At 71.4% G+C, this 25,106-nt stretch carries 23 protein-coding genes and 7 pseudogenes; 13 read left to right on the forward strand and 17 right to left on the reverse strand.

Going from position 1 to position 25,106, the window contains the following annotated elements; all coding sequences use genetic code 11:
• The 11 genes and pseudogenes from ACNKF0_RS20995 to ACNKF0_RS21045 all read right to left on the reverse strand — a co-directional run.
• Window positions 1-279, reverse strand: coding sequence for a hypothetical protein (locus ACNKF0_RS20995; protein ID WP_416954723.1), 279 nt, complete (start codon window positions 277-279; stop codon window positions 1-3).
• Entirely contained in the window at window positions 273-1,319 is a 1,047-nt protein-coding gene (locus ACNKF0_RS21000) for a UDP-N-acetylglucosamine 2-epimerase (protein WP_416954724.1), read from the reverse strand. Before ACNKF0_RS21000 ends, ACNKF0_RS20995 begins: the two co-directional genes overlap by 7 nt.
• Window positions 1,223-1,898 (reverse strand): annotated as a pseudogene (locus tag ACNKF0_RS21005) (UDP-N-acetyl glucosamine 2-epimerase). Before ACNKF0_RS21005 ends, ACNKF0_RS21000 begins: the two are co-directional and overlap by 97 nt.
• On the reverse strand, window positions 1,822-2,106 hold the full coding sequence (locus ACNKF0_RS21010) for a hypothetical protein (RefSeq protein WP_416958645.1): 285 nt from the start codon (window positions 2,104-2,106) through the stop codon (window positions 1,822-1,824). Before ACNKF0_RS21010 ends, ACNKF0_RS21005 begins: the two are co-directional and overlap by 77 nt.
• Entirely contained in the window at window positions 2,103-2,309 is a 207-nt protein-coding gene (locus tag ACNKF0_RS21015; RefSeq protein ID WP_416958647.1) for a hypothetical protein, read from the reverse strand. Before ACNKF0_RS21015 ends, ACNKF0_RS21010 begins: the two co-directional genes overlap by 4 nt.
• A gap of 14 nt (window positions 2,310-2,323) precedes the next feature.
• Window positions 2,324-2,722 (reverse strand): hypothetical protein, encoded by a 399-nt coding sequence (locus ACNKF0_RS21020; RefSeq protein WP_416958649.1) that lies wholly within the window; start codon window positions 2,720-2,722, stop codon window positions 2,324-2,326.
• A gap of 580 nt (window positions 2,723-3,302) precedes the next feature.
• Window positions 3,303-3,836 (reverse strand): annotated as a pseudogene (locus ACNKF0_RS21025) (polysaccharide biosynthesis protein); the annotation flags it as partial.
• A gap of 115 nt (window positions 3,837-3,951) precedes the next feature.
• Window positions 3,952-4,179, reverse strand: a pseudogene (locus ACNKF0_RS21030) (polysaccharide biosynthesis protein); the annotation flags it as partial.
• Window positions 4,180-4,271: 92 nt separating this feature from the next.
• Window positions 4,272-5,395, reverse strand: a pseudogene (locus ACNKF0_RS21035) (DegT/DnrJ/EryC1/StrS family aminotransferase).
• Between the two features lie 103 nt (window positions 5,396-5,498).
• Window positions 5,499-5,887: pseudogene (locus tag ACNKF0_RS21040) on the reverse strand (polysaccharide biosynthesis protein).
• 67 nt (window positions 5,888-5,954) lie between these two features.
• Window positions 5,955-7,169 (reverse strand): annotated as a pseudogene (locus ACNKF0_RS21045) (polysaccharide biosynthesis protein); the annotation flags it as partial.
• An 861-nt stretch (window positions 7,170-8,030) separates the two neighbouring features.
• Between ACNKF0_RS21045 and ACNKF0_RS21050 the strand changes: the two are divergent.
• From ACNKF0_RS21050 to ACNKF0_RS21065, 4 genes and pseudogenes are all read left to right on the forward strand, one after another.
• A pseudogene (locus ACNKF0_RS21050) lies at window positions 8,031-8,243 on the forward strand (glycosyltransferase family A protein); the annotation flags it as partial.
• Between the two features lie 427 nt (window positions 8,244-8,670).
• Window positions 8,671-8,949 carry a hypothetical protein gene (locus ACNKF0_RS21055; protein WP_416958651.1) on the forward strand — a complete coding sequence of 93 codons (279 nt, stop codon included), beginning with the start codon at window positions 8,671-8,673 and terminating at the stop codon, window positions 8,947-8,949.
• A gap of 98 nt (window positions 8,950-9,047) precedes the next feature.
• Window positions 9,048-9,554 (forward strand): hypothetical protein, encoded by a 507-nt coding sequence (locus ACNKF0_RS21060; protein WP_416954725.1) that lies wholly within the window; start codon window positions 9,048-9,050, stop codon window positions 9,552-9,554.
• Window positions 9,555-10,153: 599 nt separating this feature from the next.
• The gene (locus ACNKF0_RS21065; RefSeq protein WP_416954726.1) at window positions 10,154-10,420 is read left to right on the forward strand and encodes a hypothetical protein; all 267 of its coding nucleotides are present in this window, start codon (window positions 10,154-10,156) and stop codon (window positions 10,418-10,420) included.
• A 30-nt stretch (window positions 10,421-10,450) separates the two neighbouring features.
• Here the strand turns inward: ACNKF0_RS21065 and ACNKF0_RS21070 are convergent, their stop codons facing one another.
• The 3 genes from ACNKF0_RS21070 to ACNKF0_RS21080 form a co-directional block, all read right to left on the reverse strand.
• Entirely contained in the window at window positions 10,451-10,582 is a 132-nt protein-coding gene (locus ACNKF0_RS21070) for a hypothetical protein (protein ID WP_416954727.1), read from the reverse strand.
• 823 nt (window positions 10,583-11,405) lie between these two features.
• A complete protein-coding gene (locus ACNKF0_RS21075; protein ID WP_416954728.1) occupies window positions 11,406-12,326 on the reverse strand; it encodes a hypothetical protein in 921 nt (306 codons plus the stop codon).
• 18 nt (window positions 12,327-12,344) lie between these two features.
• The gene (locus ACNKF0_RS21080) at window positions 12,345-13,040 is read right to left on the reverse strand and encodes a hypothetical protein (protein ID WP_416954729.1); all 696 of its coding nucleotides are present in this window, start codon (window positions 13,038-13,040) and stop codon (window positions 12,345-12,347) included.
• A 125-nt stretch (window positions 13,041-13,165) separates the two neighbouring features.
• On the opposite strand from ACNKF0_RS21080, the gene ACNKF0_RS21085 reads away from it, so the two are divergent.
• The gene (locus ACNKF0_RS21085) at window positions 13,166-13,519 is read left to right on the forward strand and encodes a hypothetical protein (protein ID WP_416954730.1); all 354 of its coding nucleotides are present in this window, start codon (window positions 13,166-13,168) and stop codon (window positions 13,517-13,519) included.
• A gap of 614 nt (window positions 13,520-14,133) precedes the next feature.
• Here ACNKF0_RS21085 and ACNKF0_RS21090 read toward each other — a convergent pair.
• The 3 genes from ACNKF0_RS21090 to ACNKF0_RS21100 form a co-directional block, all read right to left on the reverse strand.
• Entirely contained in the window at window positions 14,134-14,715 is a 582-nt protein-coding gene (locus ACNKF0_RS21090; protein ID WP_416954731.1) for an SDR family NAD(P)-dependent oxidoreductase, read from the reverse strand.
• Window positions 14,716-14,895: 180 nt separating this feature from the next.
• Complete coding sequence (locus tag ACNKF0_RS21095) at window positions 14,896-15,204, reverse strand: enoyl-CoA hydratase-related protein (RefSeq protein WP_416954732.1); 309 nt, start codon at window positions 15,202-15,204, stop codon at window positions 14,896-14,898.
• The gene (locus ACNKF0_RS21100) at window positions 15,164-15,901 is read right to left on the reverse strand and encodes an enoyl-CoA hydratase-related protein (protein WP_416954733.1); all 738 of its coding nucleotides are present in this window, start codon (window positions 15,899-15,901) and stop codon (window positions 15,164-15,166) included. The genes ACNKF0_RS21095 and ACNKF0_RS21100 overlap by 41 nt, the downstream gene beginning before the upstream one ends.
• Window positions 15,902-16,334: 433 nt before the next feature.
• Here ACNKF0_RS21100 and ACNKF0_RS21105 point away from each other — a divergent pair, with 433 nt between their 5' ends.
• The 8 genes from ACNKF0_RS21105 to ACNKF0_RS21140 all read left to right on the forward strand — a co-directional run bounded on the left by ACNKF0_RS21105 (window position 16,335) and on the right by ACNKF0_RS21140 (window position 25,089).
• A complete protein-coding gene (locus ACNKF0_RS21105) occupies window positions 16,335-17,426 on the forward strand; it encodes a molybdopterin-dependent oxidoreductase (protein WP_416954734.1) in 1,092 nt (363 codons plus the stop codon).
• Between the two features lie 125 nt (window positions 17,427-17,551).
• Window positions 17,552-18,214, forward strand: coding sequence for a fasciclin domain-containing protein (locus ACNKF0_RS21110; protein WP_416954735.1), 663 nt, complete (start codon window positions 17,552-17,554; stop codon window positions 18,212-18,214).
• A 35-nt stretch (window positions 18,215-18,249) separates the two neighbouring features.
• A complete protein-coding gene (gene sigK, locus ACNKF0_RS21115; protein WP_416954736.1) occupies window positions 18,250-18,870 on the forward strand; it encodes an ECF RNA polymerase sigma factor SigK in 621 nt (206 codons plus the stop codon).
• Window positions 18,867-19,601: an anti-sigma factor domain-containing protein gene (locus tag ACNKF0_RS21120; protein ID WP_416954737.1), complete on the forward strand. Its 735-nt coding sequence runs from the start codon at window positions 18,867-18,869 to the stop codon at window positions 19,599-19,601. Before sigK ends, ACNKF0_RS21120 begins: the two co-directional genes overlap by 4 nt.
• The gene (locus ACNKF0_RS21125; RefSeq protein ID WP_416954738.1) at window positions 19,598-21,631 is read left to right on the forward strand and encodes an FAD-dependent oxidoreductase; all 2,034 of its coding nucleotides are present in this window, start codon (window positions 19,598-19,600) and stop codon (window positions 21,629-21,631) included. Before ACNKF0_RS21120 ends, ACNKF0_RS21125 begins: the two co-directional genes overlap by 4 nt.
• Window positions 21,628-22,977, forward strand: coding sequence for a class I SAM-dependent methyltransferase (locus tag ACNKF0_RS21130; protein WP_416954739.1), 1,350 nt, complete (start codon window positions 21,628-21,630; stop codon window positions 22,975-22,977). The genes ACNKF0_RS21125 and ACNKF0_RS21130 overlap by 4 nt, the downstream gene beginning before the upstream one ends.
• Before the next feature lie 7 nt (window positions 22,978-22,984).
• Window positions 22,985-24,319, forward strand: a complete 1,335-nt coding sequence (locus ACNKF0_RS21135; protein ID WP_416954740.1) for a class I SAM-dependent methyltransferase — start codon at window positions 22,985-22,987, stop codon at window positions 24,317-24,319.
• Window positions 24,316-25,089 (forward strand): DUF1295 domain-containing protein, encoded by a 774-nt coding sequence (locus ACNKF0_RS21140; RefSeq protein WP_416954741.1) that lies wholly within the window; start codon window positions 24,316-24,318, stop codon window positions 25,087-25,089. The genes ACNKF0_RS21135 and ACNKF0_RS21140 overlap by 4 nt, the downstream gene beginning before the upstream one ends.
• The last annotated feature ends 17 nt before the right edge of the window (window positions 25,090-25,106 follow it).

Here is a 25,106-nt window from a genome sequence, read left to right on the forward strand (position 1 = left end):
TCACCCGAGCTGGAACCGAAACGTCCGGCACTCAGCGTGTAGAGCCAGGAGTTGCCCTCCTGGACACTCCAGACGTACCACCAACATCCCCGCGGCGCCCCACGTGCCGAGCCAGCCCAGCGCACCGAGGACGAACGAGCTCACCACGGTCGCCGCGGCACTCGCCGTCAGCAGCCACCGGTGGCGCCGATTGGTGAGGATCAGCCCGAGCGTGATCAGAACGCCGCCGACGATGAACACCTTCGACAGCGTCATCACGCCGCCGACGATGATCAGCACCCAGAGGGGCAGCCAGACCTTGCGAGAGAGCTCGGGCGAGGAACGCACGAGATAGACCAGGCAGAACGCAGCGAGGCTGTAGGCCACGCCTGCCTCGGCCGGCTGGTTGAAGACGCCGGAGAAGCGGCCCGACCCGGCGCCGGCTCGGCCACCGTGACGCCCCCGCCGCGGGCCGCCCAGAAGCCGCGGAGCAGCGGCAGGTGGTCGACTCCGACGATCGCGGTGAGCAGAGCAATGGCCCCGTTGAGCGCCATGCCGACCGCGACCAGCCACGAAGCCGTGCGCAGCAGCACCGCAGGAGCAACCAGCCGCATCCACAACGCCACCGCGGTCATCGTGGCCAGCGGGAGAAGTGCATTGTCCAGGCCCGCAACCAGGGAGCCCGATCCCCACTCCAGACGGCTTTCGATCAAGAAGCCCCCGACGCCTGCGACGAAGGCATAAGCCGCCCACAGGCCGAGCACGGCCCAGCCGGGACGCAACGCACCGAGGTGTCGTAGGTGCAGCAGAGCGGCTACGGCGGCCGACCCGTAGATCGCGAGCTGTTCGGTGCGCAGGCCGCTGACGATGTAGGGGCCGAGGACGCACACGACCGCAACGGCGAACCAATAGAGCGCCCACCGTCCATGCTGCACGGCCTCGTCGCTGTCCACCATCGGGGTGGCAGCGCCCCGGCGCAGGTCGCGGTCCGTCCCCATCACCGGTCGTCCACGCCTGCACGGATCCCCAGCCAGGCTCTCGTAGCGCGCGTGGGTCGAGAGGATGAAACCCACCGCGCGACGCGAGCAGCCGCCGATGCGGTAGTCCTCAGGAACCCGCGAGGCTCGGTCGGTGTCGGAGACGGCGAACCGCACGGCCTCGACGACGTTGGCCACGTCGAGGCCGGTCATCAGGATCGAGGCGGAGTCGAGTGCCTCGGGGCGCTCGATGGAGTCACGGAGCGTCACCGCGGGGAAGTCGAGCAGCGACGACTCCTCCGAGATGGTGCCGGAGTCCGACAGGACGCAGTAGGACTGCTTCTGCGCCTTGTTGTAGTCCAAGAAGCCCAGCGGGTCGTGGAAGGTGATCCCTCCGTCGAGCGGCCCAGCGCGTCGAGCCGCTTGCGGGTGCGGGGATGGGTCGACACGACCACGGGCATCCCGGTGTCGGCGACCACGCCCTCGAGGCAGTCGAGCAGCAGGTTGAGGCGGTCGGGGTTGTCGACGTTCTCCTCACGATGGGCGCTCACCAGCAGGTAGCCCTGCGGTGCGAGGCCGAGCCGCTCGACGGCGTCGGAGGCATCGATCTCCTCGGCGTGGGCCGTGAGCACCTCCTTCATCGGTGACCCCGTCTTGAGGATCCGGCGCGGGTGAAGACCCTCGGCCAGCAGGTTCCGACGGGCGTGCTCGGTGTAGACGAGGTTGAAGTCGGCCACGTGGTCGACCAGGCGCCGGTTGGTCTCCTCGGGAACGTTCTCGTCGAAGCAGCGGTTGCCGGCCTCCATGTGGTAGACGGGGATACGCATCCGCTTGGCCATCACGGCCGCCAGACAGGCTGTTGGTGTCACCGAGGACCAGGACGGCGTCCGGGCGCTCCGCGAGCAACACCTCCTCGGTCTTGATCAGCACCTCGCCCAGCACCCGGCCGAGGCTGCTGGTGTCGACGTCGAGGTAGTGCTTCGGTGCCCGGAGGCCGAGGCTCGGAGAAGAAGATCTCGTTGAGGTTGTGGTCGTAGTTCTGCCCCGTGTGGACCAGCACGTGGTCGACGGTGCGGTCGAGCGAGCTGATCGTCTCGGACAACCGGATGATCTCCGGACGGGTGCCGACGACGGTCATCACCTTGGTCATGGGGTCTCCTGCGCGGCCGGGCGGACCACGGGCTCGTGGATGGTGTCGGGCGCCTCGGGGTCGAAGAGCGAGTCGGTCCAGAACAGCGTGGTGAGCACGCTGTCGCCGACGTTGGTGATGTCGTGCGACCACATGGTGGGCATGTCCACGACGACGGGCTCCACCCCGGAGACGGGAGGCTCGACGACGTCGTCGTGGAACATCCGCCGCAGCCGGATCACCGCCTCGCCGTCGAGGACGACGAAGCGCTCGATCTTGTGGAGGTGGTAGTGGATGCCCCGGGTGACCCCGGGACGGTCGTCGACACGAAGGTCTGCCCACCACTGCCGTGGGTGCGCACCGTCTCCACGAGCCGGCCACGCTGGTCGCTGCGCGGGGTGAGCGCCAGCGGGTAGTGCGACGGGAAGAGGGCGGCCCGATAGGTGTTGAAGAGGTCGCGCTCGAAGTCGTCCGCCATCGCCGGGACGTCGGCAATCGGGACGTACGTCGCGTGGAACCGCTCGAGCGCGTCCCAGACCGCCTGCACGGAGGTCGGGTGGGCCGCCGGCCGCACGGTGTTGGGCGAATCGGGGTCCAGGGCATCGAGCAGGGCCTGCGCCGCACCTTGCGCGTGCAACACTCGATGGGCCGGTCGGCGATCTCGGGGCGGTCGCCGGAGATGACACGGTCGACGAAGGTGGCGACGAAGGAGTTGTAGCCGGGCCGGCCGTGCTCGCCGAACAGGTTGGGCAGGTGGACGTCGACGAGGCGACCGCCCGACCGCTGTGCCGCAGTCCGGAGCACGCCCGCGGCCTGCTCCTTGCCCGCGGCGTAGGCCGACCCGTTGCCGACCTGGATCGAGTTGGCGAAGACGACGACCACACCGCTCGTGCCGGACAGCGCGTCCGCCACGCCCTGTGCCAGGGAGACGTTGCCGTCGACCAGGCTCGTCGTCCGGAGCACGGTTTACCCCCGCGACGTGGATGACCGCGTCGACGTCGCCGACGAGGTCGGGGAGGCGGTGCCAGTCCGAGCGGCCCACCGGCACGACCTCGTGGTCGGTGGTCGCGTGGATCCGGCAACGCAGGTGCCAGCCGAGGAAGCCCTCCGCACCGGTCAGCAGCAGGCTTCACGCGCGCAGGCTCCGGGTCGGCGGCGACCTCGGGGATGGTGCGCAGCAGCGCGACCGTCTGCTCGACGTCGAGTAGCGACACCGAGTCGGAGGAGTAGTCGACGGTGGTGTCGACCTCCTCTTCGCCCTCACTGAAGTACTTCTCGTACTGCAGGCCACGGTCGTCAAGCGGCACGCGGAAGTAGTCGCCCTGGTCGGCCGCCTTCGCGATCTCCTCGCGGGTCAGGAGCGTCTCGTGCGGCTTCTCGCCGTGGCGGGTGCCGATGCGGTGGATCTCCGGCTCGTCCTGACCGAAGAGCCGGCCGACGGCGGTGGCGAGCGTGGCGACGGTCGTCGACGCCGCCTTGCGGACGAACAGGTCACCCGGCTCCGCGTGCACGAACGCGTGCTTGACGAGGTCGACGGAGTCGGCCAGCGACATGAGGAAGCGGGTCATCCGCGGGTCGGTGATGGTGAGCGGCCGGCCCTCCTTCAGCAGCGAGACGAAGGCCGGGATCACGGAGCCGCGGGAGTACATCACGTTGCCGTAGCGCGTCACGGACACCGTCATGTCGGAGTCGGGGTGGTTGCGCGCGAATGCCTGGGCGGTCTTCTCCATCAGCGCCTTGGACATGCCCATCGCGTTGACCGGGTAGACGGCCTTGTCGGTGCTCAGTAGGACGACCGACCGCACGCCCGCTGCGGAGGCCGGCCTCGATGACGTTGTGGCTGCCGACCACGTTGGTCTTGACCGCCTGCTGCGGGAAGAACTCGCACGAGGGCACCTGCTTGAGCGCCGCGGCGTGGAACACGAAGTCGGCGTCGAGCACCGCGGTGCGGACGCTGTCCACGTCGCGGACGTCGCCGAGGAAGAAGCGCACCCGCTCGTCGTTGAATGCGCGCCTCATGAGGTCCTGCTTGGCCTCGTCGCGGCTGAAGACGTTGATCCTCGCAGCGCCGTCGGCCAGCAGGTGCCGGGCCATGACGGATCCGAAGGATCCGGTCCCGCCGGTGATCGTGATGGTCCGGCCGGCGACCGAGGTGTCAGTCTCGGCCGTCGGGCTCGCGGAGGCGGTCACAGGGACTTCCTTTCGAGGAACGTGTGGACGTGTGCGACGACCCGCTCGAACTGGTCGTCGGTGAGGGCTGAGCCGCTGGGCAGGGAGAGCCCCGTGCGGAAGAGCCGCTCGGACGTGCCGTTGGTGTAGGCGGGGCGGTCGGAGAAGACCGGTTGGAGGTGCATCGGCTTCCACAGAGGGCGCGCCTCGATGTCCGCCTCGGCGAGGTGGAGTCGGAGGTCGTCGGCGCTCCACCCGGTGACGGCCTCGTCGACGAGCACCGAGGTGAGCCAGAAGTTGTCGTGGTCCTCGCCTGCTGCGGAGTCGACACCGTCGGGGCCGCCGAACACGGAGAGGCCGTCGACCGGTGCGACGAGCTCGCGGTAGCGCCGGCGCCAGCCGCGGCGCCGTTCGAGCATCTCGGGGAGGCGGGCGAGCTGGGCTCGGCCTACGGCAGCAAGGAGGTTGGACAGGCGGTAGTTGTAGCCGACGTCGACGTGCTCGTAGTGCACGACGGGCTGGCGCGCCTGGGTGGCGAGGTAGCGGGTCCGCTCGGCCATGTCGGGGTCGTCGCACAGCAGCGCCCCGCCACCGGAGGTGGTGATGATCTTGTTGCCGTTGAACGAGACAACGGCCGCCACGCCGTCGGCGCCGGCGGGACGACCGCCCCGACGGGCGCCGAGCGACTCGGCGGCATCGACCAGCACCGGCACGTCATGGCGCACGGCCACGGCTCCGACGCGGTCGTGGTCGGCCACCTTGCCGAGGAGGTCGACCGGAACGACGGCAGCGACGCGGGCACCGGACCGGCGCTGGTCCTCGATCGCCTCCTCGACCAACTCGGGGTCGAGGTTGCCGGTCTCGTCGGAGTCGACGAAGACAGGCGTCGCACCGGTGTAGGTGATGGCGTTGGCGGTCGCCGCGAAGGTCATCGACGAGGTGATGACGACGTCACCGGGACGCGCGCCGAGGTGCAGCAGCCCCAGGTGGAGGGCGGCGGTGCCGAGGCGAGGGCGACCGCCATCGTCCGGCCGGTCGCCTCGGCGAGCTCGGCCTCGAAGGCGTCCACCTCGGGACCGAGGGGAGCCACCCATCCCGAGCGCAGGGCACGGACCAGTGCGTCCTCCTCGGCCTGCGTCACGTCGGGAGAGGACAGGTAGGTGCGCGGCTCACTGGTCTCCTGCTGCGGTGCTGAGGTCGCTCAGCCTCAGTCGGGTCGATGGGCGGTACCGAGACGGCGCGGATCATGGGGTGCTCTGTTGATACGGCGCGCTCCTCCTCCGAGAAGAGGACCTCGTGCGGCTTCTCCCCGTGCGCAGCCCACTGAAGACGATCTGGATGCCCTCGGCACCCGAGAGCGAGATCATTCGCTCGGCGACGTCGAGGATGCGCACGGGTTCGCCCATCTCCAGCACCATGACGACGCCGCCATCGCCCATCGCACCGGCCTGCACGACCACTCGCACGCTTCGGGAATGGTCATGAAGTAACGCGTGACATCCGGGTGGGTGACCGTCAAGGGTCCGCCCGCGGCGATCTGGGCGTTGAAGGTGTGCAGCATCGACCCCGCGAGCCCAGGACATTGCCGAAACGGACTGACATGTAGGGCAGCCCGGTGACCTGCGCCTGCCATGCCGTGGCTGCTCCGCCAGGCGTTTGGTCGAGCCGAGGACGCTTGTGGCGTCGGCAGCCTTGTCGGTGGAGATGTTGACGAACCGCTCCACTCGAGCTCGGCCGAGAGCCTGCAACAGGTTCAGCGTGCCGAGCACGTTGGTCTTCCACCCCTCGGCGGGAAACCTCTCGAGCATCGGGAGGTGCTTGAGCGCCGCAGCATGGAACACGATCTCCGGCCGCGCCTCCTTGAAGATCGCGCGCAGGCTCTCCTTGTCACGGATGTCGGCGAGCGCGGTCTCCGGGGAGTCGAGGAGGCCGTGGCCGTAGATTGCCGCCTGGACGGCGTGCAGGGCAGATTCGTCACGGTCGAGGAGCGTCAGACTGGCCGGGCCGAAACGATGAACCTGTCGCGCCAGCTCGGCGCCGATCGATCCGCCGGCGCCGGTGATGAGCACCCGTTTGCCGTTCAGGTACCCCGCGATCGAAGACAGGTCGGTCTGGATCTGCCGCCGACCCAGGACGTCACCGATCTCGACACGGCGGATGTCGACCGGCTTGACGCGACCGCCCGTCAGGTCGCCGAGCCTTGGCAGCACGTAGACCTCGAGGCCCGAGTCAGCGGCCTGTCGTTGCAGACGGTCGATCAGGCTTCCCAGAAGCGTTCGGCACTGCAAGGACGACAGCGGCAACGTCCAGGGCGTCGACGACCTCACGTAGAAGGCGCCCGAACCGACGACGGGCACGCCGTGAATGCGTAGATGCCGCTTGCCGGGGTTGTCGTCGAGAAAGCCGACGACCCGCAGCCCGAGGCTGCGGTCGGACCGCGTCAGGCGCAGCACCTGGCGCCCGGCGTCGCCCGCGCCGTAGATGAGCACGGGACGGCCAGAGCGGAGCCGAGCCTCGTTGCCGCGATCCCGAAGCGCGCGGTAGAACCACCGGCCGGCAGCGGCGGCTACCAGGGCGATCGGGGGCGCCAGCACGGGGAGACTTCGCGGCAGGGTCGGATTGAGCAGCGGGGCGGTGACCACCGTGACCGCCGCCACCGCCAGGAAATGGAGCGCAAGCCCGAGCGCCTCATCGAAGGAACCGACGAGGAACCGGCCCCTGTAGAACTTCGTCGCGACCCCGATCAGCAGGATCAGCGCCCACGACAGGACGAGGTAACGGAGGACCGCCTCCCACTGCACGTCAGAAATCCGGAACGAGTAGCGAAGTCCAATGACGAAGGCGGCCCCGAGGGTCCAGCAGAAGATGTCCCACGTCGCGAGCGCGCCTCGCCTCACGACCACGTTGGACACCATCGAATACCCCGTCAACCAGAAAGCAAAAAGAATCACAAGATGCTAACGCGAGACCTCCCCGGGAGCGTGATCGGTTCGTTTCAGCGGGTATGTTCGACGGCGGACGGACTCCCGTCGCCCACCGCCTAGAGGTCGTCCGAGAGTCCCAGAAGGAGGGTGTGCGTGTCCGAGGATGCCGTCGTCCTTCGGCTTTCGGGCTCGGGCCCCGAGACCTCACTGGAGCCCTGGATCCAAAGCCTGGGCCGCATCTCGAGCGGCATCTCGGCGCTGTACCCAGGGCCGGGCGAGCTGCCGGTCGAGGCCGAGGCCTGGTGCGAGCGCTCCGGGGTCACCCTGCTGTCCCCGCGAGGTAAACCCTCGGAGCCCGACGTGCTCGTCATCGCGAGCGCCGACGACCTCCCGACCCCCGGGGCTCTCCGGCGGCTGGTGGAGGCGACGCTCCGTAGCGGGGTTGCCCACCGAGCGAGGGTGCTCCCGTGTGGCGCTGTCCGGTCGAGCGACGACGGCCCTGTCACCCGACCGCCGACGAACTGCGTCGTCGTGCCTCGAGCAGCAATCGACACCGTGACATCGGCCACCACGGCTGACGAGGCGGTCACGGCGCTGACCGGAGCCGGGGTCGACGTGCGGCTTCTCGACACGGCGGCCGTCTTCACACGCTCTTGGCCGAGTTCCCCGCCCAGCACCGCACCCGCCCAGCGCAGCGCAGATGTTCCTCGTGGCCATCCCGCCGCGCTGCCCTCGACCGCCTTGCACCAACTCGTGGTGCGTGCGGGTCTGGCGCTTCCGGACGCCACGACCGGCCCTGCGGACGGTCCGTTCCTCTCGGTGGTCACCAGGACCCAGGGCACCCGACTATTGATGCTCGAGGAGGCCCTGACGTGCCTCGCAGCGCAGACCTCACGCGACTTCGAGGTCCTTCTGATGTGCCACCGAGCGGAGCCGCGCGCGCGTCAGGCCGTCCTGGGTCTCGTCAACGACCTGCCGGAGTGGCTGCAGGAGCGGATCCGGGTCATCGACACAGACCGGCCTGGTCGGGCGGCTCCGTTGAACGACGCGCTGGCCGTGGCTCGTGGCCGCTACGTGTCTGTTCTCGACGACGACGACACGGTCACCGCCGACTGGGTGGGCACGTTTGCCGGGCTCGAGGTCGGGCACGAAGGCAGGGTCCTCCGGGCCTCTGCACTCAGACAGGACGTGGAGCCGCTCCCGGGCCCCGCCGGTGGCGACGCGGTGCCGCTGGAGGTCGAGCCGGCCCGCCCTGGGTGGCCACGGCAGTTCAGCCTCGTCGACCACCTGTGGGACAACGCCACCCCTTTCATGTCCCTCGCCTTCTCACGCGGTGTCTTCTCCGATCTCGGCCTCCGTTTCGACGAGTCCTTGGAAGCCACCGAGGACTGGGACGTCCTCCTCCGTGCCGCCACCCTCGTGGGCGTGACCAGGCTCCTCACATCTGACCTCGGTCTATCGCACCTGGACTCGGGCAGAGGGCTCCCGCGAGGTGCACGACGCCACGGCCTGGGACGCGGCGCACCGACACGTGGTCGCTCGACTGGACGAGGTCCCTCTCGTCCTGCCGCCCGGCGCGGTGCAAGAGGTGCGGGCCCTGCACCGAGCGTTGCTGGAGGAGCGGGCGGAGAAGTTCCGCTTCGCGGGCCTCAACGAGCAGGCAGCAGCAGACCTTCGGACGGTCAACGAGGCGGTCGTCGTCCTTCGCGACCGGATCGCCCAACTCGAGGACCGTCTGGCACGGGTCAAGCGACGTCGCCACCCGGGTTGACGGTCAGCCGCGGCCCCTTAGCACGCCGTATGCGGCAGTAGGCTGTGCGCCGGTCACTCGGGACCTCTCGCCCTCACCAGAACTCCGGAGCAACATCCATGGCCCAGCACGCACGCACGGATGTTGCGACGCCCCGGCTCAGGACGGCTGTCGCGACCGTCATCGCGTGGCATGACGCGCGCCCGAGGGCCGCGTTGGATTCCATGCGCGGCTGGCTGTGGGTGCTGGTGATCAGCGCTGTCTTCTTCTGGATGTCCAACCCGCTCGTGTACGTGCCGGGTTTCCACCTGTCGCTGGAGAAGTCAATCCTCTGGACTGGGATCGCGCTCGTGATCACGCTTCCTTGGGCGCGCCTGCCGAGGGTCCCGTGGCCATGGGTGGTGTTCCATGCCCTGACCTACCTCTCGCTGGCGTGGACGATCGACCCCCTCCTCACTGACTACACGGCGCTGCTCTACCTCAAGGTGACGTTGGTGGCCCTGGTGATCGCCGCCAACTGCAGTCCGGCCGTGGTGTGCTGGGGGTTGGGCCTGGGCGGCGTGGTCGTCGTCGCACTCTCGATCCACGCCTACGAAGAAAAGATGTGGGGGCGTCGCAAGCCTTGATCGGCGGTGCGGAATTCGCGGGGTCGGGACCAACGAGAACATTCTCGCCTACACCCTCAGCATCTCCATTGCCGCGATCCTCGCGGCAGGTCCTCCTCGTCGCCCCGTGTTCGCTCTCATCTGGTCGGTCGTGGTGGTCGTCAACGGGTATGGCATCTACCTTGCCCAGTCGGGCACCGGATTCCTGACCGTGCTGACCGTGCTGCTCGCCCTCGGGCTCGTTCAGGCCTGGCCTGTTCTGCGGGCCCGGCCTCGCCGCCATCTCCTCACTGGCGCGGCCGTCCTGACAGCAGCCCTCGCAGGCGCGATGCTGCTGATCGTCAACGTCTTGGGCAAGGAGCCTCGCCGCCTTCTCGGGCCGCGCGCCGTTCTGGCAGGCCGCGTGGGGTACGACCATGGACACCTCGCCCTGGTGGGCTCGGGATGGGGGCCTGTGTGGACCCATCCCTGGAGCATGGTGCCGCTTAACGAGGTCGTGCAGGACATCTACGACCGGGCCGGATACCCGCTCTCGCACGGTCACAACTTCTTCGTCGACGTGCTCCCGGAGGCTTGGGCTCCTCGGAGTGGCGGTTGCTGTTCTCATGGTCGCTTACGCAGTGCGCGAGATCGTCCGGAGCGGACTGCACGACGGTCGGGCCGATCCCGGGGCTGGACGACTGACCCTTCTGGTGCTCGTGGCGCTCCTGGTGTCCGGAATCACCGAGCCCATGCTCACCGTTCCCCTCGGGTGGTGGTCTCTCCTGCTCGTCACTGCCCTCTCGCGCCAGCGCGTCGTGCGGCGTCCGTTGCCCGGTGTCGACGTCCTCGAGGGCGAGAGGGTCTCGCCGACCGATCTTGAGGCGAGGGGCGTTACGACGCCCTGACCGGCCAGTTCGGTCGAGTTTCGGCGCGGGCTACGGGTAGTCGACCTCGACCGTGACCCAGTCGACGAGCATGCTCTGCCGGGTGCCGCCGGGGACGACGTGCTCGGGCGCGACGTCCTTGTTGGACAGGCGGACCTGGATGGGCGCGGCGTTGCCGGGCACGCGCCGGGCGTCCGGCGCGGAGGTGATCTCGTAGGGGCGGTTGCCGGCGGGGTCGCTGGCGGAGAACAGGACGGTCTCGCCGCCGACGGTGAACTCGGCGGAGTAGGCTCCAGAACCTGCTCCACGGCTCTGCCCCGACGGGGAAGGTCTGCGTCACCGGGGTCGTGACGGGCGCCCTGCCGGTCGCGGCACAGGCGTTGACGGCCGTCTCGGGGTGTCGTCGTAGCAGATGTGCGAGGCGAACTGGGCTCCCGCGGGCTTGAGCGGGCCGTAGGCTCTCGATCACGTCGATCTCGCGCGGGTCGACGCCGTTGGGGTGCTGCACCCACAGGGCCGCGTAGTTGCTGCCGGTGTCGGGCATGAGCAGGCTCGCGGTGACCCGTACCCGGGTGCCGAGCGGGAGGGTCCACCCTGGTTGGTGCGGATCTGGGAGAGGTGGCCGACCTCGAGCGGCCCAGCCCGTTCTGGGCGGCGCCATTGGTCCACAGCATGTTGTGCCACTGCTCCGGCCACACCCCTGCCGGGCCGTCGAAGCCGTCGTGGAAGACGGTCTCCCACCCCGAGACCGGCGTGGGCTCTGGCGTGGGCTCAGGGGTGGGCGTCGGGGTGGGGGCGGGCCCCGGCGTCGGGTCCACGGCGGTGATGGCGCCCATCCCCCGCCGAATCCGGCGGGCGCGTCTGCGACGACGATCAGGAGCAGCGCCGTCACGAGTGTGGTGAGCGCGCGCGCGAGCAGGACATCACCCTCCTGGACGTGTGAGTGGCGGGACCGGACCTGAGCGTAGAGGCTACGTGCCGCCACCGACCACGGGACCTTCCTGGCTCAGCCGACGGTCGTCAGCAGCTGGGTCGCGCGGGTGAGCACGACGTAGAGCGTGGCCCGGCCGGTGGCCGACTCGTCCTCGATCTCCTGCGGCGAGACGACCACGATCCCGTCGAACTCCAGGCCCTTGGTGTCGAGGCCGGTCAGTACGACGACCCGGTCCTCGCCGCTCGGCGTGACGCGCGAGTCCACGGCCGCGCGGGCGTTGGGCGCGGCGTCGGCCAGCTCGGGCCACGACGCCAGCCAGGCGTTGACCTCCGAGCGCCTGGCGACCGGCACGACGATGCCCACGGTGCCCTCGACGCGGTCGGCGACGGTCGTCACCGCCTGCCGCACAGCGGCCTCGAGGTCGTCGACGGGTCCGACGACCTGCGGCTCCTCGCCGGTGCGGCGTACGGCGTCGGGCAGGTCGGCGTCGAGCCCCACCCGGCGGGCGTAGTCGGCGGCGAACGCGTAGATCTCGGCGGAGTTGCGGTAGTTGGTGGAGAGGTGGAACTCGTGGGCTCCTGCCCTCCAGCGCCTCGGCGCGCGCGGCGGCGGCCTCGGGGGCGTCGGGCCAGGACGACTGGGCGGGATCGCCGACGATCGTCCAGGCTCGCGGTGCGACCGCGGCGACCGACCATCCGCCACTGCATCGGGGTGAGGTCCTGCGCCTCGTCGATGAGGACGTGGGCGTAGCCGTCGTCCTCGATGCGGTGCGTGGGCGCCGACCAGGCCAGGCCGCCGGGGGCGTACTCCCGCTCGGAGATCGTGGTCAGGCTCCTGCAGGTCGACACCGCCCTCGAGCAGGCCCGTCTCGTCGAGGTCGCGCTCGTCGTCGCTGCGCTGCGGCACGTCGCCGATGGCGTAGCGCAGCTCGTCGACGAGCGGCACGTCCTCGATGGACAGGTCGTCGGCCGCCCACGACTTCGCGAGCAGCACGCTGCTCCTCACGGGTGATCACGCCCTCGCCGACGCGGGCGAGGAAGTCGGGGTCCCGCAGCCACCTGAAGACGGTCTGCGCGTCGAGCGGCGGCCACCAGGCAGAGGCGAACTCCACGAAGCCGGCGTGGCCGAGCATGTCGTCGTCGAAGGCTTCGCGCCCACGCTCCTTGCCCCGCTCGCCGGCCACCTGGCGCCACATGGCGTCGAGCAGCGTCTTGGCCACCCGCGGCAGCGGCGGTTGCGGCGGCCCTGCGACATGGTGGCGGCGCAGCCGCCGAGCAGGCCGGGGTCGAGCACGATGGTCTCGTCGCGCCAGTAGATGCGGAGGCTGGTCGGCGCACCGGGCGCGTGCTGGCGCGCGGTGCGGCGCAGCGGCTCGGCCATCCGGGTAGCGCCCTTGACGTCGGCGACGGCCGGCTCGTCGTGACGGGTGGCGCGGATGCCGCCGACGACCTCGCCGAGGGAGCGCAGCGCGACAGCGGTCTCGCCGAGGCTCGGCAGGACCCGCTCGATGTAGCGCATGAACACGCCGCTGGGGCCGACGACGAGCACGCCGCCGCCCTCGTAGCGGCGGCGGTCGGAGTAGAGGAGGAAGGCCGCGCGGTGCAGCGCGACGACCGTCTTGCCCGTGCCGGGGCCGCCGGAGATCGACACGACGCCCTTGCCGGGTGCGCGGATCGCCTGGTCCTGCTCGGCCTGGATCGTGGCCACGATCGAGTGCATCGAGCGGTCGCGGGCACGGGAAGCGCGCCATCAGGGCGCCCTCGCCGACGATCGGGAGGTCGGTCTCGGCCTCCTGGTCGAGCAGGCTCGTCCTCCACGCCGATCACCGTGCGGTGCAGCGAGCGCAGCACGCGACGTCGTACGACACCGGACGGGGTGGCGGCCGTGGCCTGGTAGAACACCCCGGCCGCCGGGGCGCGCCAGTCGATGAGCAGCACGTCACGGTCGGCGTTGCGCACGCCGATGCGCCCGATGTAGCGCGGCTGGGCGTCGATCGCCGGATCGAGGTCGAGCCGGCCGAACACCAGCCCCTCGTGGGCGGCGTCGAGCTGGGCGATGCGCTTGGCGGCCTGGAAGACCATCGCGTCGCGCTCGACGAGGCCGCCCTCGTGCTCCAGGCCTGCCGCGGTTGCGCCCTCGGTCGCCAGCGCCCGTGCGTTCACCATGGACGCCTCGAGCGCACGTAGACCTCGTCGACGTACTGCTGCTCCGCCGCGATCTCCCGCGCCTCGAGCTCCTCGCTCAACTCTTGCTCCTCATCCCCCGATGACCACTGTCCAACGGTCCCGGACAGACGGACAAGCGTACCGGCGAGCACCGACGACCACCGACTTCTCGCGGATCATGGACCGAGGGACCGTCACGCCAGCACCTCACGCCAGCAGCAGCACGGCGCCCAGCAGGCACACCACCGCGCCGACCGTGCGGATCAGGTCCACGCGCCCGAGGGCGCCGAGCAGGCTCGGGGCGCTCCGCCGCCGCCACGGTCGCCAGCCGGCCGTGCATGGGAGCGGCGAGCACGGCGGTCGTGACCACCGACAGCGCCCCGCCCGCCAGCGCGAGCCACGTGCCTCCCGCGTCCGGCTCGCTCGTGGCCGCCCAGGCCAGCGCGACGACCAGGGGCACGTAGAGCGCACCCACCAGCGGCGCGATGCGTCGCGAGTGCCGCTCGTGCGCCCCGGCCCACGCGTCGTCCCCGACCTCGCGGAGGGCGGGGTAGACCACGGCAGCGACGGTCAGGCCTGGAAGCCGAGGTGCGCGGCCGCGACGAGCAGCAGCCAGGTGGCGGGCGCGGCGGGGCTCACCCGAACGCCTCGGGGCCGAGGTCGTGCTGGCCCGCCTCGATCGCGTCGACGACCCGCCGGGCGACGGCGGCGGGATCCTTGCCGGCCGGCAACCGGGGCGCCTCGCCGGCCAGCGGCCGTGAGGCCAGGCCGGTCTCGGTGTGCGGCGGGCGGACGTCGTACACCTGGACGCGGCTGCGACGCGGCTCCGTGCGCAGGGCGGTCGCCGCGGCGCTGAGGGCCGCCTTGCTGGCTGAGTACGCCGCCATGCGCGGCAGCGGCTGTTCGGCCACGACCGCGCTGGCCTGGACCACGAAGCCCTGCGACTCCTCCAGCAGCGGCAGCACCCGGCGGAGCATGAACAGCGGGCCCACCACGTTGGTGAGGAACAGCTCCTCGACGACCTCGTCCGGGGTGTCGACGAGGGGACCGAAGGCCACGACGCCGGCGGCGTTGACCAGTCCGTCGAGGCCGCCGAGGTGCTCGCGCGCGGCGGTCGCGACGACGTCACCGGCCGTTGCGTCGCCCACGTCGGCCGCGGCCCGGGCCTCCACCTCGAGAGCGCCGAGTCGGTCGGGGTCCCGTCCGACCGCCAGCACCCTCGCGCCCCGCGAGGCGAGCCCGCGCTCAGCAGGGACCCGAGCGCGCCGGTGGCACCGACAACGGCGATCCGCGCGCCGGCGATGTCCCGGGTGTCTCGCTGGTCCACGGCGGCTCCTTGGGAGGTGGTTCCTTCCCCACTTCTCCGTTCCGGGGCCCCCGTCGGATGCAGTCGCGCGCTACTTCTTGCGGGAGAGGAAGGCGGTCATCGCCTCGCGCGCCTCGTCGGAGGCGAACAACCGGGTGCTGGTCTCGGCCATCTCCTCGCCGAGCGCGTCGATCCGCGCCACCAGGTCGCGGTTGAGGATGCGCTTGGACTCACGGAGCCCCTGGGCCGCCCCCGTCGCGAGGCTGGCGCACAGCGCGGCGACCTCGGTGTCGAGGTCGTCGGCGGGGACCGCCTTGGTCACCAGGCCGTACGCCGCTGCCTCGGCGCCGGTGAACACCTCACCGCCGAGCGTGGTGAGGGCCGCGGCCCGCGGGTTCATCCGGTGGTGGACGGTGAGGCTGATGATCGCCGCAGCCAGCCCGAGCGACCTCGGTGAGCGCGAAGGTGGCGTCGTCGGCGCTGACGGCGATGTCGGCCGCCGCGACGATGCCGATGCCGCCGGCCCGGACCGCGCCGAGGTTCTTGGTGACGACGGGCTTGTCGAGGGTGGCGATGAGCCGCTGCGCTCGACGATGCGGCGGGTGCCGGCCGTCATGCCCTCGGTCGACGCCTCCGTGAGGTCGGCGCCGGAGCAGAAGACCTTGCCGGAGGCTCTCGACCAGCACCACCCGCACGTCGGGGTCGGCGCCGGCCCGCTCGAGGTGGGCGTACGCTCGGTCACCGGCTGTCGGCTCAGGGCGTTGCGGTTGGCCGGGCTGTCGAGGGTGATCGTGGCCACGGAGTCGGCCACGGCGTAGTGCACCAGGCCTGCGGGGGCGTGGTCGGTCGGGGCGGTCATGGCGTGCATCCTGCCGCACCCCCGCGCGCCGGCCTGGGGTAGTCCAGTGGGATCTGATGGCCCACGCCCGGGTAGAGCCATCCGCCTGCCCGGTCGCTCCGAACACTGCCCATGCACTCCCTCGACCAGCGGTCCCGGCCGCGCGCCCTGCGCCACGCGGCGTACGGCGTGCTCGCCACCGTCGTCGGTCTCGCAGCGGCCCACCTCGTCGCGGCGCTGACCGTCCCGGCGGCCTCACCCGTGCTCGCCGTCGGCTCGACCGTCATCGACCTGACGCCGACCCCGCTCAAGGAGTGGGCGATCCGCGAGTTCGGCAGCGCCGACAAGGCTCATCCTCGTCGGTTCGGTGACCGTCGTCGTGCTGCTGCTGGCCGCGGTCGCCGGCGTGGTCACCGCGCGCCACGAGACGCCGGGACTGCTCATCATCGTGGGCCTCGCCGGCGTCGCCGGCGTGCTCGCCGTCCTGCGCCCGGGCTCCGGGCCGCTGGACCTCCTTCCTGCCCTGGTCGCCGCCGCTGTCGGTGCCACCGCGCTGTGGTGGCTGCACCGCATCGACGGCCAGGGCACTGCGGATCCGTCGCCGGGGGTCGACGGTCCGTCACGACGCGGGTCGTGCTGGCCTCCGGCGCACTCGCTGCGGCTGCAGTGGCCATGGGGGCCTCGGTCGCTGGGTGACGTCCTACCGCCTCGGCGGGACCGACGTGGCCCTGCCGGTCGCCACCGACCCCGCGTCGTCCTTCCCCACCGGCCTGGAGACGAAGTACGACGGCATCACGCCGCTGCGGACGCCGACCGCGGACTTCTACCGCGTCGACACCCGCCTGACGCTCCCGACGGTCGACGTGGACTCGTGGACCCTGACCATCGACGGCGACGTCGAGAAGGAGGTCACGCTGACCTTCGACGACCTCGCCGCGATGGACACCGTGGAGCGCGACATCACGCTCACGTGCGTCTCCAACGAGGTCGGCGGTCCCTACGTCGGCGGCGCCCGCTGGCTCGGCGTACCCCTCGCCGCGGTGCTCGAGCGCGCCGGCATCGACGCCACGAAGGCCGACCAGATCCTGTCCACGGACGTCGACGGGATGACGATCTCGACGCCCCTCGACGTGGCGCTCGACGGTCGCGACGCGATGATCGCGATCGGGATGAACGGCGGACCGCTGCCGCGTGCCAACGGCTTCCCGGCCCGCATGGTCGTGCCCGGGCTCTACGGCTTCGTCAGCGCGTGCAAGTGGATCACCCGGATGACCCTGACGACGTACGACGCCGAGCAGGCGTACTGGACCGAGCGCGACTGGGCGGTCGACGCCCCCATCAGCTCTCGAGCCGCATCGACACCCCAAGCCGCTGTCGGAGACCGACGCGGGGAAGGTCGTCATCGGCGGCATCGCCTGGGCCCAGGGTGTGGGCATCGAGAAGGTCGACGTACGCGTCGACGGTGGCGCTTGGCAGCCCGCCGAGCTCGGCCCGCAGGTCACCGACGACTACTGGCGCCAGTGGTACTTCGAGTGGGACGCCGAGCCCGGCCGGCACCTGATCGCCTGTCGCGCCACCAACAAGGACGGCGACGTGCAGACCGACGTCCGGATGCGGCCCTTCCCCGAGGGCTCCAGCGGGCTGCAGGAGATCTCGGTCCTCATCTCCTGAGCGCCCGCCAGGCTCCGCCACCTCGGCACCCTCGCCCCGATCGCCGGGCGGTGAGTGACGCAGGTTCCGCGCCTCCGGAACCTGCGTCACTCACCGCCGGCGCTCGTACGTGACGACGTGTCCAAGGATTGTCCAAAGTTTTTCGAAGAATCACCCATCCGCCCCGGACGCGGCCCCGAACACCTCCCGACAGCGGGCCCACGGGCCCACCGATTGGCTCCAACCGAAAGGCAGTGCCATGAACACCAAGCTCCGCACCCGCTCCATGGGCCTCGCCGCCCTCGCCCTGACCGCGTCGATGGGCCTGGCCGCCTGTGGCAACGAGAGCGACACCGAGAACGCCGCCGAGTCCACCACGTCCGAGGCCCCCATGGAGTCCGAGACCTCGGAGTCCGAGGAGCCCATGGAGTCCGAGGAGCCGATGGCCGCCGACGCTCCGTTCGGCCCCGGCTGCGCCGGCGTCCCCACCTCCGGTGAGGGTTCCGTCGAGGGCATGGCCGACGACCCGGTCGCCACCGCCGCCTCGAACAACCCGCTCCTCAAGACGCTGGTCACCGCGGTCACCGAGGCCGACCTCGTCGACACGCTCAACTCGGCCGAGAACCTCACCGTGTTCGCGCCGACCGACGACGCGTTCGCCGCGATCCCGAAGAAGGACCTCAACGCCCTCCTCGCCGACAAGGAGATGCTGACCACCGTGCTCACGCACCACGTGGTCGGCGAGCGCCTCAGCCCGGAGGACGTCGCGGGCGAGCACGAGACCCTGGCCGGTGACATGCTCACCGTCGAGGGCGAGGGTGAGGACTTCACCATCGGCGACGCCAGCGTCGTCTGCGGCAACGTGCAGACCGCGAACGCCACCGTGTACGTCGTCGACCAGGTCCTGATGCCGGAGATGTGAGCGTCTCCTGACGATCACTAGGCAAGGATGACGACGTGGACCACGTGAGGCCCGTACCGGACGGGGCGCCCCAGGGCGCCCCGTCCGGGGGCAACGAGAAGAGAAGCGATGCAGCCCGCCTCGCCGACCTGCTCCGGCAGGCGGCACTGGGCGACGAGGCCGCCTTCGCTGCGTTCTACGACGCGACGTCGGCCCGGGCGTACGGCCTGGCCCTCCGCGTGGTCCGCAACCCCGCGCACGCCGAGGAGGTCACCCAGGAGGCCTACCTCGACGCCTGGCGCTCCAGCACGAGGTACGACGCCGCGCGCGGCAGCGCCGCCGGTTGGCTGATGACGATCGTGCACCGCAAGGCCGTCGACCGGGTCCGCTCGGTCGAGGCCGCCACGGCTCGCGACGAGACGTGGAACCGGGAGGCAGCACCGACCGACCACGACCAGACCGCGGAGGCCGTCCACGCCTCGCTCGACGCCGCTCGGGTGCGCGGCGCGGTCGCCACACTGACCGACGTGCAGCGCCAGGCCGTCGAGCTCACCTACTTCGGCGGCTACACGCACACCGAGGTCGCCACCTTGCTGGACGTCCCACTGGGGACGGCCAAGACCCGAATACGCGACGGACTGATCCGCCTGCGAGACCTGATGGGAGTTGCCTCATGAGCGAGATGGATGTCCACAAGCTCACAGGCGCCTATGCGATGGACGCGCTCGACGAGCTCGAGCGCGCCCGGTTCGAGCAGCACCTCGCCCAGTGCGAGGACTGCCGCGCCGAGGTCGCAGAGCTGCGCGAGACCGCGGCCCTGCTCGCCGAGACCACGGCCGTCACGCCTCCGGCGTCGCTGCGCGACTCGGTCCTCGCCGGCATCTCCCAGGTCCGTCCGCTCGCTCCGGAGGTGCCCGCCTCCCCCACGCACGCCGCTCGCCCGGCAGCTCGGGGGCGGGGTTGGGTGCCCTTTCTGGTCGCGGCGGCGCTCGCGCTCATCGTCGGCGTCGGCGCCCTGGTGACGCAGCCGTGGGCCCCGTCCGACGACGCCAAGCGCCTGACTGCGGCCGAGCAGGTCCTGCAGGCTCCTGACGCCGAGGAGGTGTTCGTCGACCTCGGCGAGTCCGGACGCGCGACCGTCGTCCGATCGAAGGCCCAGGACCGTGCGGTCATCACCACCGAGGACATGGTCTCTGCGCCGTCAGGCAAGGACTACGAGCTGTGGTTCATCGAGGGTGACGAGTTCGTCTCCGCGGGGCTGATGCCGGACGAGCCCGACCAGACGGTCGTCCTCGACGGGTCCGCCGCAGCGGCTGCGGCCGTCGGCATCACCGTCGAGCCCGACGGTGGCTCCGAGCAGCCCACGAGCGACCCGATCGCCGTCTTCGACCTGACCGAGTCGACGTGACCCCTGACGTGCCACGCCGGATCGCCGTCGTCGGCTCCGGCGTGGCGGGGCTCACCGCTGCCTGGATCGCGTCGCGCACCGCGCACGTGACCCTCTACGAGGCCGACGACCGGCTCGGCGGCCACGCCGACACCCACCGGGTGAGGACCCCCGACGGGGACCTCGCCATCGACACCGGCTTCATCGTGCACAACCGTCGGACCTACCCCACGCTGCTGCGCCTCTTCGCGGAGCTCGGCGTGGCGACCCAGCCGTCGGAGATGTCGCTGTCGGTCAGCGACGCCGGCACCGGCGTGGAGTACGCCGGCGCGCTCGGGCCGCGCGGCCTCTTCGCCCAGCGGTCGTCCCTCCGCTCGCGCGAGCACTGGCGGATGCTGCTGGAGATCCCGCGCTTCCACCGCCGCGCGAAGGCCCTCCTCGCCGACGGCGCTGCGTCATCCCGATCGGCACCCACTGGTGCGGCTTCGTATGACGCAGGGGACGACCAGACGCTGCGCGACTTCCTGCGCGAGGGCGGCTTCTCCCCCGGCTTCGTCCGGCACTTCATGGAGCCGCTGGTCGCTGCCGTCTGGTCGTGCGACCCGGCGACCTCGCTCGACTACCCCGCCCGCTACCTCTTCACCTTCCTCGAGCACCACGGGATGCTCGGCGTGTTCGGCTCGCCGGAGTGGCGCACCGTCACGGGCGGCTCGGCGACGTACGTCGCTGCGGTCGCCGCCGGCCTGCAGGAGGTGCGCCTGGAGACCAAGGTGACGTCGGTGCGCGAGCTCGCCGACGGCGTCGAGGTCACCGACGGCAGCGGCGCGACCACCCGCTTCGACGCGGTCGTCGTCGCCACCCACCCGTCCCACGCCCTCGACATGCTCGAGTCGCCGACCGACCTCCAGCGGGAGGTCCTGTCAGCCCTGGCCTACAGCAGCAACACCGCGCTCCTCCACACCGACACCTCGCTCCTCCCCGACGCACCGGGAGCTCGCGCCAGCTGGAACTTCCACCGCCCGGCAGGCGGGGCCGGCGGGGTCACGGTCACCTACGACCTCACCCGGCTCCAGCGCCTGCCCACCGACACCCACTATCTGGTCACCCTGGGCGGCGAGGACCTCGTCGACCCGGCGAGCGTGATCGACCGGATGGAGTACGAGCACCCGCTCTACACGCCCGAGTCCGTCGCGGCCTCGCGCCGGCTGCCCGAGATCGACACCGCGCGGATCGCCTTCGCCGGGGCCTACCACGGCTGGGGGTTCCACGAGGACGGCGCACGCTCCGGCCTCGCCGCGGCGACGCACCTCGGCCTCCCCTGGGTCCGGCCCGCGCGTGCGCTGCCCCGGCCGGGCCGCTTCGAGACCACCATCCGCCACACCCGGCGTACCCCGTGGCGGCGCAGCTTCGAGCACCGCTCGACCTTCTGGCTGGTCGACCTCGACGACCTGCCCGACCGCGGCGTGCTGGCGCGGTTCGAGGCGCGTGACCACCTCGGCTCGCCCGAGCGCAGCCTGCGGCACAACGTCGAGTCCTTCCTCGCCGACAACGGCGTCTCGCTGGGCGAGGGCGCGCATCCCGGCACGATCCTGATGGCCGCGCACCCGCGCTCGCTCGGTCACTGCTTCAACCCGATCAGCGTCTTCTGGTGCTTCGACGACCAGGGGCGCCAGGCGGGCGTCGTCGTCGAGGTGCACAACACCTACGGCGACCGCCACGCCTACCTCGTCCAGCCCGACGAGCAGGGGCGAGCCCGCACCGACAAGGCGATGTACGTCTCGCCCTTCCACGGCGTCGACGGCTGGTACGACGTCGCCGTCCCGATCCCGACCGACCGCCTCGACATCGCGGTCACGCTGCGCGGCCACGACGGCGGCGCGGCGTCGTTCAGCGCCGGTCTCACCGGCACCCGCAGCGACGTGCCCCTGCGCCGGACCCTCGGCGCCACGCTGCGGGGCAGCGCACTGATCCGTGCGCACGGCATCTGGCTGTGGACCCGCCGGCTGCCGATCCGTCCCCGACCGACCCACCGACAGGAGGGCGTCCAGTGACCCTCGAGAAGAACCGTCCCGACGACACCCGCACCCAGGGCATGCCTGCCCTCGAGCAGCTCCCGTCCGGACCCCGCACCGCCGTCTCGGCCGCCGTCGCGCGCCGCCTCTTCCGCGCCGCCGTCGCCCGTCTCGACGTGACGGTGGTGGAGGAGCCGACCGGACGCACCTACGGGCAGGGCGGGCCCGTCATGCGCCTGCACCGGCCCGAGGAGTTCTACGCCCGCGTGGGCCGCGACGGCCTCATCGGCTTCGGCGAGGCCTACCTCACCGGAGCGTGGGACGCCGACGACCTGGCCGGCTTCCTCACGGTGCCGGCGGCCCGGATGGCCACGCTGGTCCCGGAGCCGCTGCAGCGGCTCCGCGCCCTCGTCATGCCCCGGCTGCCCCACCACCAGCGCAGCACCGAGGCCAACAGCCAGGCCAACATCTCGCACCACTACGACCTGTCCAACGACCTCTTCGCGCTCTTCCTCGACGAGACGCTGAGCTATTCGTCCGCGCTCTTCGACACCTCCTTCGTCCCCGCCGGGAAGGGCCCCGGATCCGTCGGTGACCACCTGGTCGCCACTCCACCAGAACCCACCGACACCGCCGACCCGACGCAGCACCATCCCGACCTCGCCGACGCCCAGGGCCGCAAGATCGAGCGCCTGCTCGACGAGGCCGGCGTGGGTGCGGGCACCCGGGTGCTCGAGATCGGCACCGGCTGGGGCGAGCTCGCCATCCGTGCCGCCCGCCGCGGGGCGAGCGTCCACTCGATCACGCTGTCGGTGGAGCAGCTCGAGCTCGCCGAGAAGCGCATCGCCGCCGCCGGCTGCACCGACCGCGTCCACGTCGAGCTGATGGACTACCGCGCGCTCGCCGCCACCGGGGCGACGTACGACGCCGTGGTGTCGGTGGAGATGATCGAGGCCGTCGGCCACGAGTTCTGGGGCACCTACTTCAGCACCATCGACCGCGTGCTCGCGCCCGGCGGCCGGGTCGCCATCCAGGCGATCACCATGCCGCACGACCGGATGCTCGCCACGCGCGACGGTCACACCTGGATCAACAAGTACATCTTCCCCGGCGGCTTCCTGCCCAGCGTGGAGGTCATCGACCAGGTCACCCGCTCCGAGACCTCGCTCCGCCTGACCGGCCAGCTCGCGATGGGCAGCCACTACGCCGAGACGCTCCGCCGCTGGGACCGTCGGTTCCTCGGTCAGCGTGCGGCCGTGCTGTCGCTCGGCTTCGACGACATGTTCATGCGGGTGTGGCACTTCTACCTCGCCTACTCGCAGGCCGGTTTCGCCAGTGGCTACCTCGACGTCTCGCAGCTCACCTTCACCCGAGAGGACCGGTGACGACTCCGTGACCCAGACCGCGCCGCCCGCCGACGCCACGCTCACCTCCGCCGGGGTCGCCGACCGCCTCGCCGCAGCCGTACGGCCCTTCATCGGCGGCGACCTGCCGGTGCGCCTGCAGGCGTGGGACGGCTCCGTCGCCGGCCCCGCCGGCGCACCCCTGGTGGTGCTCCGCTCCCCCGACGCGCTGCGGCGACTGCTGTGGCACCCGGGCGAGCTCGGAGCCGCCCAGGCCTACGTCACCGGTGAGCTCGACGTGCCCGAGCAGGACGGCTGGGACCTCGGCTCCGCCCTCACCCACGCCTTCGCGGTGGGCGCCGAACGCGGGCTGTCCGGCGTACGCCTCTCCCCGCGCGCCATGGTCGACGCGGTCCGCACCGCCGCCGGCCTCGGCGCACTCGGCAGGCCCCCGGCCGCGCCCGCGTCGCAGGCCCGGATCAGGGGTCGCCTCCACAGCCTGGCCCGGGACCGGTCGTCGATCAGCCACCACTACGACCTCTCCAACGAGTTCTACTCGTTGATCCTCGAGCCGCAGATGGCCTACAGCTGCGGCTACCACGCGACGCCCGACACCCCGCTCGAGGAGGCGCAGCGCGCCAAGCTCGACCTGGTCTGCACCAAGCTCGGGCTGGAACGAGGCATGCGGATGCTCGACGTCGGGTGCGGGTGGGGGTCGCTGTCGCTGCACGCCGCCGAGCACTTCGGAGCGCAGGTCACCGGCGTGACGATCGCGGCCGAGCAGAAGAAGTTCATCGACGCCCGGATCGCCGAGCGCGGGCTGGGCGACCGTGTCGAGATCCGGCTCCAGGACTACCGCGACCTGATCACCGACGACTGGGCCGAGCGCGACCACTTCGACGCCGTCGGCTCGCTCGAGATGGGCGAGCACGTCGGCGCGACCAACTACCCGACCTACGTCGAGGTGCTGCGCCGCGCGGTGAAGCCGGGCGGGCGGGTGCTGGTCCAGCAGATGTCGCGCCAGGGCGCCGGCGGTGGCAAGCACCCCGGGGGTGGGCCCTTCATCGAGTCGTTCATCGCGCCCGACATGACGATGCGGCCGGTCGGCGAGACCGTCGACCTCATCGAGTCCGGCGGGCTCGAGGTGCGTGACGTGCACGCGATGCGCGAGCACTACGTCCACACGGTCAACGGCTGGATCGACAACTTCGAGGCCAACCTGCCGCGGCTGACCGAGCTCGTGGGCGAGGAGGTCGTCCGCGTCTGGCGGCTCTACCTCGTCGGCGGCGCGCTCGCCTTCCGCGACGGGCGGATGGGCGTCGACCAGATCCTGTCCGTCCGTCCCGGTGCGGCCCACACCCTGCCGGCGGTGCGTACGTGGTGAGTGCCGCGCTGGTCGCGCTGCTCGCCGCCGCCGTCGTCATGGGGGCGACGGCGGCGGTGAGCCGCCGGGTCGACCGGGTCGCGGTGGTCGACGTGGCGTGGGGACTGGCCTTCGTCGCGATCGCCCTGGCCCTGGCCGTGCTGTGGCCCGACGCCCACTCGTGGCTCCTCGCCGCGCTGGTCGTCGGGTGGGGCGGCCGCCTGGCGTGGCACATCGGTCGCCGCTCGCGTGGCCACGGCGAGGACCCCCGCTACGAGAAGATGCTCGGTGGCCCCGGCTGGTCCGCAGGCGCGGGTCGTGTGCTCACGAAGGTGTTCCTGACCCAGGCCGTCGTCGCGTTCCTCATCTCCGCCCCGCTCCAGGTCGCGGCGGCGTACGACGTCCGCTGGTGGCCCCTCGTGTGGGTCGGCGTCGTGGTCTGGGCGGTGGGCGTGTTCTTCGAGGTCGTCGGCGACGCCCAGCTCGAGGCCTACAAGGCGAAGCCGCGGGAGTCGCGGCCGAAGATCCTCGACACCGGCCTGTGGGGCTGGACCCGGCACCCGAACTACTTCGGCGACGCCTGCGTGTGGTGGGGCCTCTGGATCGCCGGGGCGCTGGCCCTGGGCTGGCTGCCGGGTCTCCTCACCGTGTGGGCACCCGCCGCGATGACCTACTTCGTGCGCAACGTCACCGGGGCCAAGCTCCTCGAGCGGACGATGTCGCAGCGCGAGGGATGGGACGCGTACGCCGCCCGCGTGCCGCTGTTCGTCCCGCGTCCGCCTCGCGGCTGACGGCGCCGGCACGATCC

Origin of the sequence: Nocardioides sp. T5, assembly GCF_048161455.1 — a bacterium.
Lineage (GTDB): Bacteria > Actinomycetota > Actinomycetes > Propionibacteriales > Nocardioidaceae > Nocardioides.